The sequence below is a fragment of the Pantoea cypripedii genome, from assembly GCF_002095535.1.
Lineage (GTDB): Bacteria > Pseudomonadota > Gammaproteobacteria > Enterobacterales > Enterobacteriaceae > Pantoea > Pantoea cypripedii.
This window is the reverse complement of record NZ_MLJI01000001.1, coordinates 2,562,152-2,577,992: the sequence shown is the minus strand read 5'-3', so window position 1 is coordinate 2,577,992 and position 15,841 is coordinate 2,562,152. Positions and strand designations below refer to the sequence as shown.

General features: G+C 47.7%; 13 protein-coding genes and 1 tRNA gene. 8 read left to right on the top strand and 6 right to left on the bottom strand.

The window, feature by feature from the left end; translation table 11 throughout:
- Window positions 1–34 precede the first annotated feature (34 nt).
- The 3 genes from aroD (at window position 35) to HA50_RS11920 (ending at window position 4,010) form a co-directional block, all read left to right on the top strand.
- Window positions 35–919: a type I 3-dehydroquinate dehydratase gene (aroD, locus tag HA50_RS11930; protein ID WP_084875663.1), complete on the top strand. Its 885-nt coding sequence runs from the start codon at window positions 35–37 to the stop codon at window positions 917–919.
- A 180-nt stretch (window positions 920–1,099) separates the two neighbouring features.
- Window positions 1,100–2,881: an AAA family ATPase gene (locus tag HA50_RS11925; RefSeq protein WP_158087402.1), complete on the top strand. Its 1,782-nt coding sequence runs from the start codon at window positions 1,100–1,102 to the stop codon at window positions 2,879–2,881.
- Window positions 2,868–4,010 carry a hypothetical protein gene (locus HA50_RS11920; protein ID WP_084875659.1) on the top strand — a complete coding sequence of 381 codons (1,143 nt, stop codon included), beginning with the start codon at window positions 2,868–2,870 and terminating at the stop codon, window positions 4,008–4,010. The genes HA50_RS11925 and HA50_RS11920 overlap by 14 nt, the downstream gene beginning before the upstream one ends.
- A gap of 146 nt (window positions 4,011–4,156) precedes the next feature.
- On the opposite strand, the gene HA50_RS11915 is transcribed toward HA50_RS11920, so the two are convergent.
- Entirely contained in the window at window positions 4,157–5,446 is a 1,290-nt protein-coding gene (locus tag HA50_RS11915) for a carbohydrate porin (RefSeq protein WP_084875657.1), read from the bottom strand.
- A 309-nt stretch (window positions 5,447–5,755) separates the two neighbouring features.
- Here HA50_RS11915 and HA50_RS11910 point away from each other — a divergent pair, with 309 nt between their 5' ends.
- Entirely contained in the window at window positions 5,756–7,456 is a 1,701-nt protein-coding gene (locus HA50_RS11910; RefSeq protein ID WP_084875655.1) for an AAA family ATPase, read from the top strand.
- Window positions 7,446–8,477 carry an OTU domain-containing protein gene (locus tag HA50_RS11905; RefSeq protein WP_084875653.1) on the top strand — a complete coding sequence of 344 codons (1,032 nt, stop codon included), beginning with the start codon at window positions 7,446–7,448 and terminating at the stop codon, window positions 8,475–8,477. Before HA50_RS11910 ends, HA50_RS11905 begins: the two co-directional genes overlap by 11 nt.
- A 61-nt stretch (window positions 8,478–8,538) precedes the next feature.
- On the opposite strand, the gene HA50_RS11900 is transcribed toward HA50_RS11905, so the two are convergent.
- From HA50_RS11900 to HA50_RS11890, 3 genes are all read right to left on the bottom strand, one after another.
- A tRNA-Asn gene (locus HA50_RS11900) sits at window positions 8,539–8,614 on the bottom strand.
- Window positions 8,615–8,718: 104 nt separating this feature from the next.
- Window positions 8,719–9,495, bottom strand: coding sequence for a DgsA anti-repressor MtfA (gene mtfA / locus HA50_RS11895; RefSeq protein ID WP_084875651.1), 777 nt, complete (start codon window positions 9,493–9,495; stop codon window positions 8,719–8,721).
- A gap of 172 nt (window positions 9,496–9,667) precedes the next feature.
- Window positions 9,668–10,345 (bottom strand): ASCH domain-containing protein, encoded by a 678-nt coding sequence (locus HA50_RS11890; RefSeq protein WP_084875649.1) that lies wholly within the window; start codon window positions 10,343–10,345, stop codon window positions 9,668–9,670.
- A gap of 591 nt (window positions 10,346–10,936) precedes the next feature.
- Between HA50_RS11890 and HA50_RS11885 the strand changes: the two genes are divergently transcribed.
- Window positions 10,937–11,635: a phosphohydrolase gene (locus tag HA50_RS11885; RefSeq protein ID WP_084875647.1), complete on the top strand. Its 699-nt coding sequence runs from the start codon at window positions 10,937–10,939 to the stop codon at window positions 11,633–11,635.
- A 76-nt stretch (window positions 11,636–11,711) separates the two neighbouring features.
- The gene (locus tag HA50_RS11880) at window positions 11,712–11,963 is read left to right on the top strand and encodes a hypothetical protein (protein ID WP_084875645.1); all 252 of its coding nucleotides are present in this window, start codon (window positions 11,712–11,714) and stop codon (window positions 11,961–11,963) included.
- Between the two features lie 40 nt (window positions 11,964–12,003).
- Here HA50_RS11880 and HA50_RS11875 read toward each other — a convergent pair whose 3' ends face one another.
- Window positions 12,004–13,605, bottom strand: coding sequence for a methyl-accepting chemotaxis protein (locus HA50_RS11875; protein ID WP_084875642.1), 1,602 nt, complete (start codon window positions 13,603–13,605; stop codon window positions 12,004–12,006).
- Between the two features lie 120 nt (window positions 13,606–13,725).
- Complete coding sequence (gene dcm, locus HA50_RS11870; protein ID WP_084875640.1) at window positions 13,726–15,129, bottom strand: DNA (cytosine-5-)-methyltransferase; 1,404 nt, start codon at window positions 15,127–15,129, stop codon at window positions 13,726–13,728.
- Window positions 15,130–15,319: 190 nt separating this feature from the next.
- Here dcm and HA50_RS11865 point away from each other — a divergent pair, with 190 nt between their 5' ends.
- On the top strand, window positions 15,320–15,796 hold the full coding sequence (locus tag HA50_RS11865) for a very short patch repair endonuclease (protein ID WP_084875637.1): 477 nt from the start codon (window positions 15,320–15,322) through the stop codon (window positions 15,794–15,796).
- Window positions 15,797–15,841: the final 45 nt, after the last annotated feature.

The window sequence follows — 15,841 nt, the reverse complement described above, 5'->3', positions numbered from 1 at the left end:
GTCAGGTGTGTCTTTAGCGAAACAGGAACAACCCATGAACTTGCGTAAAAATGTATTAGCGATTTCTCTGCTGCTGGCCTTGCCGGGCGTCACCAACGCCATCGCTGCCACCAGCGCACCTGCAGCCGCAGTTAGCGTGCGTCACGCAGAACCGATTGTTATCCGCCAGACTGCGATTGGCGAAGGCATGCCGAAAGTCATCATTCCGACCACGGGTGCGACAGCCGACCAGGTTTTGGCACAGGCGAAAGCCATCGGTGCCAACCCGGATGCCGATTTGATTGAATATCGTATTGATTACCTGAATTTTGCCACTGACGCCGCCCAGGTCGGTGCGCTCGGTAAACAGGTTGCCGCAGACGTACAAGGTAAACCGTTAATCCTGACTTTCCGTACTCAATCCGAAGGTGGCGCGAAAGCCATCAGCGATAAGGATTATGGCAAGTTATATCTGGCGCTGATTAAAGACCATTTCATCGATATTCTTGATGTGGAAATGTTCCGCGATCCAGCGGTGATTCATCAGGTGGTGACTGCGGCCCACCAGGCGGGGATTAAAGTGGTGATGTCCAGCCATGATTTCCACAAAACCCCATCAACCAGTGAGATCGTCGCCCGTCTGCGTAAACAAGACAGCATGGGTGCCGATATCCTGAAAATCGCGGTGATGCCGCATGATTCCGGTGATGTGGTGAAATTGATCGATGCGACTGCGCAGATTCGTAATCAATATTCACGCAAACCGCTGCTGACCATGTCGATGGGCGGCCTGGGTGCCGTTTCACGCTTGTCCGGTGAAGTGTTTGGCGACGATTTGACTTTCGGTATGTTGGGCACGCCTTCAGCGCCGGGTCAGGTTGATGCTGCTCAACTGCATCAGGTATTGAAAACTATTGATGTTGCGCTGAACGGTCATTAATCATCAATATGCCTTCCGCATGGTATGTGGAAGGCATTATTTAATCTAACTGATTTCCCGTTTAATATTGACATGATGACGAGGTTCAAGCTAATAAGATAGTAAGATCAATGATTAAGGGATTGCTACATGGAGTTGTTGTACTTATATGTTGAAAAAGTGCGAGATCAGAAGTTGAACATGTCTTTTGATTTCAGTGATCGCTTTTTGGTTAAACATGATAATGAAGCTAAGACAATTAAAATCATTGAGCGCACGCAAAGATTACCCATTAACTTTTTTGGTACCAAAGTTGTTAATGTGAATGCTATCGTTGGGCGCAACGGTAGTGGTAAATCTACATTACTCGCGCTGTTGGGACTAAAAAAAGTCGATCGTCGGGTTGAATTACCCGCTGCTAAGTGGTTTGCTGTCTATCATGTCGATGAAAATACATTTGTGGTTGAAGGTCAGGACAGTTCCCTGCTGAAAAACGCACCTTACTATATAGAGAAAGATTATTTTTTCCACACTGATATACACGCGCAATCTTTCTCTTCAGATATGTCGTCGCTGGGTTATTTTGATGAGCTGACCAGAAGTACGGTTTTTTTACATTTTCCGCTCATGAAAGTGCGTCGTCCAAATTATCAGGAAGACACCTTCCTCTCATTTAAACGAGAGTATCTGACACAAAATGATGCATGGGTGTATCATTATCTGACGCGGCGCTATCAAGGTCTGGACAGCACCATTACCGAGCAATCCGTTACTCTGCGGATATCCGAACATTTTTCAAATAACATATTCTCCGGGGGGGCTCTGGTAAAACTCTATAGTGATATGGAGGGGTTCTGCACGGAAGATATTAATTCTAATTTCCCCTTTGAAAAGAAAAGATTATTAATAAAAAAGAGAAAGGAATTATTTGTCATCCATTTGCTGGAAATGATAATTAATGAGTATACACTGGCGACAGTCAGTGCAGTGTTGCCTGAATCAATTGATATTAAAGTTGACCACGCGCATGTCGAAAAGTTTATCAAACTTAATGAGCATGTCCAACCTGCACAGGTTGACTATCCCACATTGAAAAACTATTTGCTAACAAGATTGCAGAAAGTAATCAAATTGGCGGAGAATATTAACGGACATTCGGTGCATATTGACTGGATGAAAATCATACAACGTCTGGAACGCCTTGATGAGAAATGTTTTATCATCAACGATTCAGAGTTTATCATTAGTTCATCATTAAAGCACAGCGATGAAAATATCAGTGCTATTTTACAGGAACTCGATAACGAAGCCATTTCACGGGTGGTTGTGGCACGTTTTCCCTATAAAAGTGATGGTGAAAGCGCCATCATTAATAAACTTTCAGCGATTTATTATGCCATTGACAAAAATATCAAGGAGGGGTGGGATAAATTTATTATTTTGCTGGATGAGATAGATCTTCATTTGCATCCCGAATGGAGTCGCTGTTTTTTGTCTATGCTGCTTGAAGTACTGGAAGAGTTCAATGGTGAGACGGATTACCGGTCTGCTGATTCGTTCCAGGTAATTTTGACGACGCATGCTCCCTATATTATTAGTGACTTACCTGCAAATAATGTCATTAAAATAACCCGCAATGAGCAGGGGATTCTCCAGACCAACCGTTCATCCTTTGGATTTGCAAGTAATATTCATGATATTATTAATGACAATTTCTTCCTGAGTACCACTATCGGCGAATTTGCACGTCAAAAAATCGAACCTGTCATTAAGATTTTGAACAGTCCCCGGCCTCTTTCGGGAGAAGAGTTGGAAAATATTTACGCTGTCATTAATCTTGTTGATGATCGTTTTGTGAAACAAAAACTTCTGCAGATGTTGGATAGCAAGCGTAAGTTTAACGGCGATAAGCAGAAAGAAATCATGCTATTGGAAGATCGCCTCAGACAGCTTAAACAGGAGCTGGAAAATGATAAAGATTAACAATGAATTATTGAAAGATAATGCTTTTGTCAATCATTATCTTAAAACAATTGGAAGTAAAATTGCGAAGAAATTCCCAGGTAAAAATAATTACCTGGTTTTACCCCTCAATAAATTATTTACTGTTCAGCGATTGATAATGTCCGAAGAATTGATTGACTGGATACTATGCAATCCATTCTCCCGCTATACATTTAAAGACGCCAGTGCCGCCAGGTTTCTTAACGAATATCAGGCAATTAAAACCTTTCTTTTACACGGGGAAGAATATTATGATTTCCTGAAAAAGATGAAATATTATAAAGGCGACATTGATCAGAATGATGGCCCTGATGCTGAAAATCAATATCTTTATGCTGTCAGAAGAAAATTAATAAATGATTTTTCTTCTGTGATTAAATTGAGCATTCCAGAAGGTGCAATCAGCGATGAATCGATTTACTTCAATTTCTATTCACAAATAGATGCTGAGTTTGCGGCTATTAATAAGGTTATAGGTCAGGTTTTCCGTTATAGCTACATTAGTGAAGAATTGCGCTTTACGATACTCGAAAAAATAAACGTGACCGTTTGCCCGTATTGCAATCGCCAATGGATTGATAAATATAAGAATCGGAAGAGGACAGGGAAAAATGTTAGCATCGCACAGCTTGATCATATTTATTCGCAGAGTAAATTCCCTTTATATGCCGCTACGCTGGCAAATTTTGTTCCCTCCTGCGCGCATTGTAATATGATCATAAAAAATGACCATATGTTCCCTTTTAATTATCCCTACGATGGTAAGAGCAATAAAGATAAAATCTTCACCTATAAGGTTAACAAGATTGAAGATTTCTATGGTAAATCAGATGTGACCATTGATCTTGTTCAAAGTCATGGCGAGTTGCAGCAGCATGATTATTTTAATCTCAAAAGCATTTACAATAATCATGCAACATTAGTTGCGGAATTACTTGATAAGAAAAAATTACGCACCGATAGCTATAAACAGCACCTTGAAACGATTTTTTTGCGCGCATGGTCAGATCAGGAGTTGGATCTTCTTTTGTTCAATACAACTGGAAGTGAAGAAGAATTAACCAGCAAGCCGCTGACAAAATTAACCCATGATATTATCGATTTATAGTGCATTACGGTTAAAAGTTTGACTGGTAATTTTATTCGCGTTGAACAGGTTGATTGTTTGCCGCACCCGCAAGATGGATGTGGTGATGAACGCCTATTAATCATCATCAATACGCCTTCCACAATCAATGCGGAAGGCGCTCTGCTTTAGAACTTCACTTTGACCTGTACACCCGCTACCCAGGTATCTTTAATCTCTTTATTCGAGAAGGCACCCGGTTCTTTGATGTACTGCACGCTCGGGCGCACGGACAGCCACGGCGTTGCCTGCAAGGTATAGGTCATTTCAACCAGTTGCTCACCAATATCCAGACCGCTCACCATCGCGGCGTCTGCTAACTCACCTTTGGCGCGCAGGCTATCGACGGCATTATCACGGCTATGCTGGTTATACACCGCACGACCATAACCAATCGCAATCGCATCATTGGGACGCGATTCAAACGGGCCATTCAGCACCAGACCGGCGGAGTACCAGTGACGGAACGGGGAAGTGGCTTCATCGGTGGTGGTGGCCTGACCAAATACATGCAGATTCTGGCTGCGCGAGGAAGCGGACTGCCAGATGGTTTGGTCTGCCAGCAGGTAAGCCCCCCAGCGTTTATCCGCGCGGCGATCCGGTTGGTCAATACGCGCGACGTTGGAGCTGTCGTAGTAATAACCTAATTTGTACTGGCCGGGCAGGGCGCTGTTGAAGTTGTAGATCAACTCAATTGGCACGATGTAACCGGTGGTGCCTGGCGCGAAGGGTTTAAATGCGCGAGACGATTCGCTGTTCTGCTCCGGGTTAACATTAAACACGGCGGTTTGCAGTGCCCAGCTATCATTGAAGGTGTACTTCAGCTCACCCCCCAGATGCGCATTCGGGTAGTTGCCCCAGCCGCTGCCGCCTGACATGGAAAGCGGGTGTGCGCAGAATCCGGCGTTCATAAAGTTAGTCAGAATCGACAGACCACCAAAATCATTGCCCATCGCCAGCCAACCCAGTTTGTACTGCAACTGCGGTGCAAACAGGGTGTTGGTATAGCTGAATTCACTGAGACGGGTATATTCGCCGCCGTAAACTTCCTGAATCGGCAGACGGTTGCCCACCAGATCGGCAGAAGTACTGCGTCCACGACGATCATTGATGCTGAGCTGGATAGTACCGGCATGTTCAGCATTAAACAGACGATTTAGATCGAAAGTGGCACCGAGGCGAATTTGCTGTGCATAGCGGGTGCCGTAAGACTGGCCGCCACTGAGGACACCGGCGGTTTCAGAAACATAATCGCCGGTTAAGTTGACGCCATGTTGCGCCAGGTCGGTACGTGCACCACCCCAGTCGCCGGTCATCGTGTCCTGATGGAAAAAGTCGGTTGCCTGTGCAGCAGGCATAGCCAGTGCACAAAGTAATGCTACAGGCAATGGCCTGATTTTAAAACGAATGGTATTCATGATGTGTAAATTGTGATTAGTGAAAATGCACCCTTATTGTACCGCTCGGTTCGTTTGAGATCGCTGTTTTATTGACGTTTCATGACAAACTAAGTGTTTCTAAATTTCTTGAAGGGTAACTTCAGGTTTCAGCAATTTGTGCGGGGAAAAATAAGATGAAAAAAGAAAATACTCTCACGCTATTGTCATTAACATGGCATTTTCTGGTAATGATTTGGCCAAATATTTCTTGCGAGAGTAGGATGTTTCTGAAATAGACTCTGTATATTGATATCCTTTCCACATTCAACCACTCGTAAGGAAACGTAGATGAGTGCTCTTTCCCTCAGTATTGAACGCTGGCGCAATATCGTCGAACAAACGTATGACTTCTCGCTGCAATGTCACTACAGATTTGATGAAGATAAGCAAGAGATCAATATTGAGTTGCGTGATGATTCCGTACCTAAACAATTTTTTTCTGCAAATACAGAGATCGTGTGTCTCACCGGTAAGAATGGTAGTGGCAAATCAGGTTTGATGGGCATACTTAACCTTACAGGCTCGTCGTTAAAAATCGGACAAGCCGTGGAAGACGGAATTGATGCCAGTTCCTATGCCTTTACTTATATTTTTACCCGGTTTGACTATTTGTATGTGGTAAAAGTCACACAGGGAAAAGTTGCTGGCTTATGGCAGACAAGACATAAGTTGGGTGACGATAAAATCATGCGATTAGGTTGTGAGAAGATAAAAATTACTCCAATCGTAGATACCTGGTATTATGCTTCAAATAATCTCCAGTTGAGTTTCTCAGGGAGCAAAAACTCACGACACGATTTATCGATTTCGTATCGGAGGCGTAATAAAAGTCACGCAGGTCCGGATGAAGTATTTTATTGCTATCAGGTTTTGGGGCATCTCGATCTGCAAGAGAGGATGGCATCACGGTTGTTTACGTGGAATGTACAGCGTTCATGGTATCAAAAATTTGGTAATATTGAAGTAACGCTGCCTGCCGATTTAAAATTACATGATAAGAAAAAATACGTAGCAACATTAGTTTCACTAAGGTTGCTATGGGCCATAGCGCAATCGTATGGGGAAAATAGTTTTTTCTGGAAAAAGGTGGATAAAGAAAATCCTGACGCAAGACATATAATTCCTAAGTATAATTCTTTGTTGAATTACATCAGTAAGATTGACTCGGAAGAGAGTGCATTCAAACTACTTAATGAGTTCTCGCCGCTGTGCAATTATTTCTTTTCAGTTGATCCTTACACGCTAGTAAAATCACTATATAATATGCAGCGTGGTAATATCACCCGGAATGGGACAGTTCGTTATGAGTTCTCTCCTGCCAGATACAATGATGAGCCATTTCGCAACATCCTGTCTGTTATGGCACAAATAAAAGAAAATGTCAGTGAAAGTCGTTTTACCATAGAGCCTCCATTTAGTACTGGAGAGTGGAAAATCATTGATCTTTATGCCACTTTACACCGAAAGGCGAAAGATGCGAGGACCAGGGCAAATAATATGCAGTTACTGCTTGATGAACCCGATTCAGATCTGCATCCTGACCTGCAAAGATGTTTAATTAAATCGATGCTTGATTTATTAGCCACTTATTCGCAACGGAATTTTCAGGTAATTATTTCCAGTCATAATCCGATCGTTGTTTCTGATTTACCCTCTGCGAGTGTGATAGCGGTAGACCCTTCTTCTGAAATGTTAGGGAAAACGTTTGGCAGTAATATTCACGATTTGTTCAAACACCGTTTCTTCGTTGAACGCTCGGTAGGTGAATTTGCGAGCAACAAAATACGAGAGGTGCTGGAGGACAAGAAGGTTGATGAAGAGATGTTACGTTTTCTGATTGCTGAAACAGGGGAGCCAGTCGTTGTTTATGCCTTGCAGAATAAACTTAGGACACCAGAACATATGGCAAATCAGGAGATAGATCAATTTCTGTCAAGGTTAACGGAACAGCAGCGTGCACTGTTAAAAGGAAAACTCAATGAGGGATGATACGGCTTTTCTCGAATGGTGTGTGCGGGTCAATTATTTCTCCGAATTTAATATCACGTTTGCCGTTAACAGGCATTTGAGAGCGGCGGTGATCACTGTTTTTTTCGCCGGAAGGACGAATGATTATGATCAGTTTAATATTGATATTGCCGCACTGAAGCATGTCAAATCACCAGCAACAAAAGTTGATTCACTGCGCATTTTCCTCAACAAATCAGAAGCTGCTTTGGTAAAGGCTGCTTTCATTAGCACACCATGGCAAGGTAAAAGGTTAAACAGGCGAAGCCAGGTCTTTGAGGCTGCATTACGTGGCCTGACATCCCCGCAGCGCCTCGTTTTTAATACATGGATGGAGGAAAGCTATACGCGCTTCAGAAGTTCAGTCTCTGCACCAGGTTTTGCTAAGTCGCTAAGTTCGGTGGTGTGCCCATACTGCGATAAAGCGTTTCTGGATGTGGGAAAACAGTTTTACGGTGAACTCGACCATTACCTGGATAAATCGACATACAGTTATTACGCCCTGAATATTTACAACTTTGTGCCTGTATGCGGTATTTGTAACCGAAAGAAGAGTAAAACGAAGTTACAACATTTCAACCCGAGAGACGATAGCCTCGATTCAGTATTTCACTTTTATCTTTCGGATCCGGATAAGCATAATGCATTGTTAAACTACCAAATAACTAATGTAAAGATCCGGCAACATTATGTGCAGGGAAAAAAGAGTCATTTGGAGGAGCTAAATGAAACATTTGCACTGGACGACCGTTATGAAAATATGACAGCTGTTGTTGATTACCTTGCTCAGCTGAAGCGTATATATACACGTGAATGGATGGATGAATTAGAGGCGACTTATGGAATTGAAATTTCCCGTGAGCAACTCCAACAATTACTTTTAGGTCAGTTTAGTTTTCGTAACCCGGCGACCCGCCTGCAACCTTTAACTAAGTTAATTGATGATTTGGTTCGGGACCTGGATGTATTTAACGATATTCCGGTAAGGAACCCGATTCCGTAAGCTGGTATAGAAGAAAAGCAAAAAGCCCGCTCAGGTTTCCCTGAGCGGGCTTCTCTAAATATGGCTCCTCTGACTGGACTCGAACCAGTGACATACGGATTAACAGTCCGCCGTTCTACCGACTGAACTACAGAGGAATCGGTGTTGATGGCGCGCATATTAATGGCCACTGGCAGATGTGTCAACAGCTAAAAACACATTTGTATTCAACTGGCTAGCATTAATACAATGCGATCACGCTTTAAGCAGATTCCGGTGGTGCGGGGTTTAAACGCGCCAGCGGATCCTGGTGGTAAAACTGTTGCAGATGGTGGTACATCGCGGGAAAGCGGTTTGCCAGCAGATCAGGTGCGCTAAAGAAATACTCGGACAGCACGGCAAAGCATTCGGCGGCATCGCTGGCGGCGTAAGGATCGATAGTAGCGGCCTGCTCGCCAACCAACTCCACCTCGGCTTCAATTTGCGCCATCGCGTGCAGCAAATCTTTCTCCCAGCTGGCGACATCGCGCAGCGCAATCGCCGGGATACCGCTGGTATAACCGCTGCCGCGCGCATCCAGCTTATGCGCAACTTCGTGGATCACCAGGTTATAGCCGGAGAGATCGAACGAGTCCTGAATATCCAGCGCGTTCAATACCACCGGACCCTGGGTCCAGCTCTGACCGGCGTGCACGGCTGGGGCCTGGTGCACCAGACCGCTCTCATCCTGCCAGTGGTCATCGACGTGGAAGGGTTCAGGATAGATAAGGATCTCATGGAAGCCGTCGAGCCATTCCAGACCGAGTTTTAACACCGGCAGGCAAAACAGCAACGCCAGCCGGGCGGTGCGCAGCTCATCCAGTTGTAAACCCTGAAGTGGGGTAATCTTTTTTTGTTGCAGGAAACGCTGGGCCAGCGTGGTCAGGGCCTGGTGCTCATCCTCCTCCAGCAGAGAGAAGATAGGCTGTGCCAGCGCCTGTTGCCACGGGAGCGCTGCAACTGAAGATTCTACCTGCGCATGCCACGGCCATTTGAACATTGCATCACTCACTCTTCAGGGCGGAAGACGGTATCGTCGCGCGGTGCAGAGAAAATTACCAGCGCGGATTCAAAGCTGTCTATTCAACCTGTTAGCAAGGATTTTGTCTGTGACTGGGATTGCAAAGGTGAGAGGTTAACCCTCTCCCGCAGGCGGAAGAGGGGAAAAGAATCTATGCACGCTCCACGCGCTGGAACTCGATCACCCATACCCAGGGGTTAACTTCCCAACTGGTGGCACCGTATTGCTTTTGCCAGGCCTTGCGGTAGGCCTCTTTCGGTGATTCAGCATTCATATTCATGGTGAAGAAGTTATTCAGGAAGTGCGAGTCGGTCTGGACGCCTTCTGCCATGATGTCGTCTTCACTGATGTCCTGAATCTTTTCCGCGCGTACTGAGGTAATTTCCAGGTCGATGCGGCTGGCCCAGCGTGGCATATGGATGGCCGTCTGCCAGCCGAATTGCTCGGCGTCCTGCATGTTCTCATCCAGTTGCCCCAGTTCATTGCTGTCGGCACGGTACTGGCAGAACGACGGCAGGCGGAACGGGATAGGGTCACGCTCGTATTCTGTCAGCTGATCTTCAGGGACAATCGGTCCACGCCAGGTTTCGCGTACCCACAGACGATCGCCGGGTTTGCCATACGGGCAGTGATAACTGATATCAGCCATCGACATGAGTTTGTAGCCGTGCAGATGGTTCGCGCTGACGTCAAATGCGTGCACACCTTCGTGATGATCCTGACCCGGACCAAATGCCTGAGTCTTCATAATGCGCCGGGTCTGTGTTTGCTGGCCAACCAACAGGGCACGTACCCGCTGTTCGGAAAAAAGAATCGGCCGTTCTTTCATGATTTACCTCTTGTTATGTCACGAACCCGGAGAATCTGCTGCCTCATTCGCGTCTGCGGATGTGCAGAATTAGCATAATGGGTTTAAATAAATTTGCTTAATAATTTGTCGCCTTATAGTCAGGCCATCCGTGCGTTTTCAGTTTTAAAAATGGCTCATAAGCAAAAAGCATGCTTGTTTGGCTTAGACGGAAAAACAAAATCACATTTTTCTCAGATACAGTACGTTATAACGGACAAAATGGGAACTCTTTCAGAATATGCCGTGGGTGATCGCTTTACCGAAACGTTTTTAACTAGCGGGTTAAACCAGAATAATTGATTAACACACTATATCTGTATGGCTTTAAAACATTATGGCTGCTAAACAGAGTCGTTTAACTGAAACGAGGATGAGGAAATACCGAAAACATCCATGACGCTGGGAAAGCGAAGTTAACAGCGCTATAACAGGATCAGGATCCCATTTTTTCCTCATTGCTTATGCAGGAGGGGTGTAAAGATAGTGTCATCAACGGGCCGCTATGATATTCGCAGGAGTAGCACCCTGAACCAGGCGGTGCTTTATAACAGCAATAACAGGAGAAGCACGATGTCGCTAACAGGCTGGCAAACACGATTTGAAAACTGGCTGCAGCTCAACTGGCTGCATGATGATAAAGCCCATGATATCGCCCACCTGCGCCGCGTCTGGATGAGCGCTTCGCGCATTATGCAGCAGAGTGATGCCGATCCGCTGGTGGTGCTCACTGCTTGTTACTTCCACGATGTAGTTAACCTGCCGAAGAACCACCCGGAACGCCATCTGGCCTCAACTTACGCCGCAGAAGAGACGCGTCGTATTTTGCAGCAGGACTTCCCTGATTTCCCCGCCGACCATCTTGATGCGGTGGCCCATGCGGTACAGGCGCACAGCTTTAGCGCCGGGATCACGCCCCATTCGCTGGAAGCAAAAATTGTGCAGGATGCCGACCGGCTGGAATCGCTGGGGGCAATTGGACTGGCGCGCGTCTTTTATACCGCAGGCGCACTGGGTCGTCCGCTGTTCGATAGCGATGATCCGCTGGGCAAAGACCGCGAGCTGAATGATGTGCAGTGGACGCTGGATCACTTTCAGAAGAAGCTGCTGCGCCTGCCGGAAACCATGCAAACAGAGGCCGGGCGACAGCTGGCAGAATACAACGCTGACTTCCTGGTACGTTACATGGCCAAGCTCTGTGCGGAGCTGCAAGGCAACCTGACATCCATTGATGAATCGGTATTAAGAGATTTCAGCCCTATACAGGTTTAATATTAAATTTTTATGACAGCCTGTTAACTTTCGGCATCTTCCGCTACGTTGATGAAAATCAAAAAGGAGTAACAAGATGACCGAGACCGTTAACTTAACCATTAAAATTGATCCTGCGCTGAAAGAACACATCAAACAGCTGGCTCTGGACAACCAGATTTCCATGAGCCAGGAGATTGTTAATCGCTTGCAGGCGAGCTTACTGGCACCGTCTCAGGACGCGATTGATAATCAGGACACAGAGGAAGCACCGGCTGAACAGCTGAGTGCCGCGGAACTGAAACAGATTCGTACGCTGCTGAAGAAGCAGGGTAAGAAGAAAAAATAAGAATAAACCCGTCGCCTGACGGGTTTTTCTTTTCAGAAATTTAAGCGTGTTCCACGCGAAACTGCTGCGCGCGCTGCGCCAGGCGGTCTGAAAGATCACGCAACTGCGCAGCAGCGTCCACCTGCTGCGCGTTAAGCGTTTCATTTTTCTGGAGTTGCTCGCTCATCGCCACCACTTCCTGGGCAATAGTGCTGACACGACGGCTCTGGGCCGTGGTATTGGTTTGCAAATCGTCCAGCTGTTGTACCACACCCGAAACCGCGTGGCTTATTTGCGCAAACAACGTTTCCAGCGTTTTCACCTTATCGAAACCGTCGCTGACATGCTGGCGCGTATGTTGAATCAAACCATCGATCTGCCGTGTTGACTGGCCGCTTTGTTGCGACAACATCCCAATCTCTTTCGCCACTACCGAGAAGCTGCGGCCATACACCCCGGCATGCGCTGATTCAATCGCCGCATTCAGTGCCAGCAACCGGGTTTGCAGCGACAGATTATCCAGCACGTCGACAATTCCGGCGATATCGCCGGAAGCGTTAACGATCTGCTGCATTTGATGTTCCATATTATCCACCTCCCGCGCGCAGTTACGCATTAACGTATCGGCGGATTGGGCTTCCTGGGTGGCCTGCTGCGAGAAGCGCGCGCCGTTTTCCACTTCTTCTGAAACCCGATGCAGACGCTGTGACAAGTGATGGAAGCTGGCGTTTTGCGCCTGATGTTGCTGCATCACCTGCTCGTTATGCTGTTGCATATGTTCGGCACCGGCCGCAACACTCACCGCGACGGTGTTGATATCGCTCACGATCTGCTGCAATCCCTGGCGCATGGTATCGATTGACTGGAATAACTGACGTGTTTCCAGCGACTGGCGACCGGCTGAGGTGTGGCTGGCAAGCAGGTCGCCGGTGGCGATTTGTGCCAGCTGGGCATTGGCGCGGCGTAGCGGTCGTAATACACCGCGAATCAGCAGCGTCGCCGTCAGTAACAACAGGGCCATCAGCAGCGCACTGACCAGCAACGACAGATCACGGCTATGTTTCAGGGTGCTGAGGGTACTCTGATTCACACTGCTGAGTTGATGGTTGGCCTGTTCGATTTCACTGAACCAGGCATCGTTGAATTGCTGCTGAAATGCCTGCATCGGCACCATAAAGAAAGCGTTGATATCATTGGCGCTGAGACCTTTGAGCTGCTCCTGCAACCCACCAGCCAGCATGACAAAACTCTGCGCCAGTGGGCTATCGGCTGCGGCATGATATTGCGTAAACAGCTGTTGTGCCTGGTTCAACGAATCCTGAGCGGCAGCAGCAAGACTTTTCCAGCTATCCACCGAACCGCTTTGCTGATCCTGCATCAGATAGATGGCCGCCCCATGGCTATTATCACTGGCGGTGAGTAACTCAATACGGGCTTTATCCAGCAGGGCCAGTCTATCCCGGAGCAGGCTGGCCTGTTGCAGCGAAGTTTGGGTCTGATTCACTTTACTGTTAAGCAGCAACACACCTGCCGATTGCAGCAGGCAAAACAGCACCATAAACAGCAAAAACTGGCTGCGCAGGCTGGTGAGCCACAAAGGTATGCGCAGGGAAAACCGGGCGCGCAGCCGCGCTGGCAGTGAGATAACGGAAAGGAGTGACATCAAACGCCCCCAAAAAATAAAAAGCAGTATTGGCAGGGCGTGTGACAGTTTGGTGACAGGGGCGTGACTGCCGGGGAAAACAGCAGAACACTCGTCCCTAAAGGAAATCCTGGACCGAAATCACTCGTTGTTGCGCGTGTGTTGCTCGATCAATGGCAGCAGCAATTGCGCGACAGCAGCAAATACCGGCACTACAACCGAGTTGCCGAATTGTTTATAAGCTTGCGTATCGGAGACCGGAATGCGGAAACGTGCCTCGCCGGGTGCTTCAAAACCCATCAGGCGCGCGCATTCCCGTGGCGTTAAACGGCGCGGACGGCGCGCCATATTTCCGGGATGCTGAAAGTTCTGCTCGCCTAATGCGCTATCCCAGCCGCGATCAATAAGAATTTCCGAACCATCCTTGTAGTAACGTGCCGATAGGGTGCGCACGCAAATCGTCGGATTACGCGGGTCGTTCAGGCCGAAACCGAAGCCGTTACCTTTGGCTTTATGTTTTTTCGCGTATTGATAGAGATAGTTCCACAGCACCGGGGAGAGCGTGTATTTGGCATCGGGCTGCGGCTCCAGCAGGCTGCTCAGGGCGGGCACTTTTTTCGGGTAAAGCGCGGAGAGGGTTCGCAGAGAAAAATCGGTGCTGAGTCCGCTATCACGCCGGATACCCACCAGCACGATACGCTCGCGGTGCTGTGGCAGGAAATGGCGTGCATCAACGATTTTGGCATCCGGTAACCCATCGTCATGCGCATTAGCCACGTCATAGCCCAGTTCATCCAGCGTCGCCATGATGATGGCAAAAGTGCGGCCTTTATCGTGGCTCTTGAGGTTTTTGACATTTTCCAGCACAAAGAACGGCGGCTTTTTCGCGGCCAGAATACGTGCCACATCGAAGAACAGCGTGCCCTGCGCCTCACATTCAAAACCGTGTGCTCGCCCCATGGCGTTCTTTTTACTCACGCCTGCCAGCGAGAACGGCTGGCAGGGGAAACCGGCCAGCAATACCTGATGATCAGGGATGGTGCTGGCGATGTGCTGATAGATCTCCTGCTCATCGTTCAGGCCTGCCGGTTGTGTCACCTGACGAATATCGCTGTTAAAACGATGAGTCTGGGGATCGCAATAGTGGTTTGCCTTGTAGGTGCGCACCGCTTCTTTATTCCATTCACTGGTGAAGACGCACTGGCCGCCAATCTGCTCAAACCCACGGCGAATGCCGCCAATGCCCGCGAACAGGTCAACAAACTGGAAGCGGGGGGCATCGTAATGTGCGGGTCGGCTGGGTAATAACGCCTGCAGGCTGGCGACTTCCGCACTGCTTAGCGCCGGAGCCACCATTTTTCCCTGACGGATACGGTTGAGGCGCGGCACGTTCCAGTCGCGACCTCCGGCGTTGCTGAGCGTGATGACCAGATCGCGCGCGGCATAAATCGCCAGTACCTGTTGCAGCAGGTTGCTGGATTCGTCATGGGTGGAAACAGTGAGCGGGGAGGGTGGGGCAGTCGCGGCGGTCTCTTCGGCGTGCATGCGTTTTTCCTTAACAGTGAAGCGACTATGCTATCACTCATCACGTTATGAAGAAATTGGCCGACCGTGCCAGCTATCAATACTATAAAAAAAACCGGCCAAAATCAGGATATAGCGACATTGGAACAGACGCTTTCGCTTTTGCCCCAAACCGCTAAAGTTACAGGAGCCACAAGAAGAAGGAAACGTTATGGCCGACGTCCATTCCCGCGATGTACGCAGCAAGAATATGCGCGCGATTCGCAATCAGGATACTGAAATTGAACAACGTATCGCCTTGATCTTAAAAGACCGCGGCTTTATCTATCGGGTACAGGATAAAGCATTAGCGGGTCGTCCTGACTTTGTTGTGCCTGCCCAGCAGGCGATTATTTTTGTTCATGGCTGCTTCTGGCACCGCCATCATTGTTACCTGTTCAAGATGCCTGCCACGCGCACCGAATTCTGGACCGGAAAAATTAACAGCAATGTTGAACGCGACAGGCGCTATGTCCGACAGCTCCAGGAGAGTGGCTGGAAGGTGCTGATCATCTGGGAATGCGCGCTGCGCGGTAAGCTGCGTCTGGATGATGAAGCGCTGATTGAACGGCTGGAGGAGTGGTTACTGGCCGCCAGCCACAGCGGTGAAATTGATCATGCCGGTTTGCATCATTATCGCGGTGAATAAGGGTGATTGTTGCTTTTATACGCCATAACGGTTTAGATCTCCCCT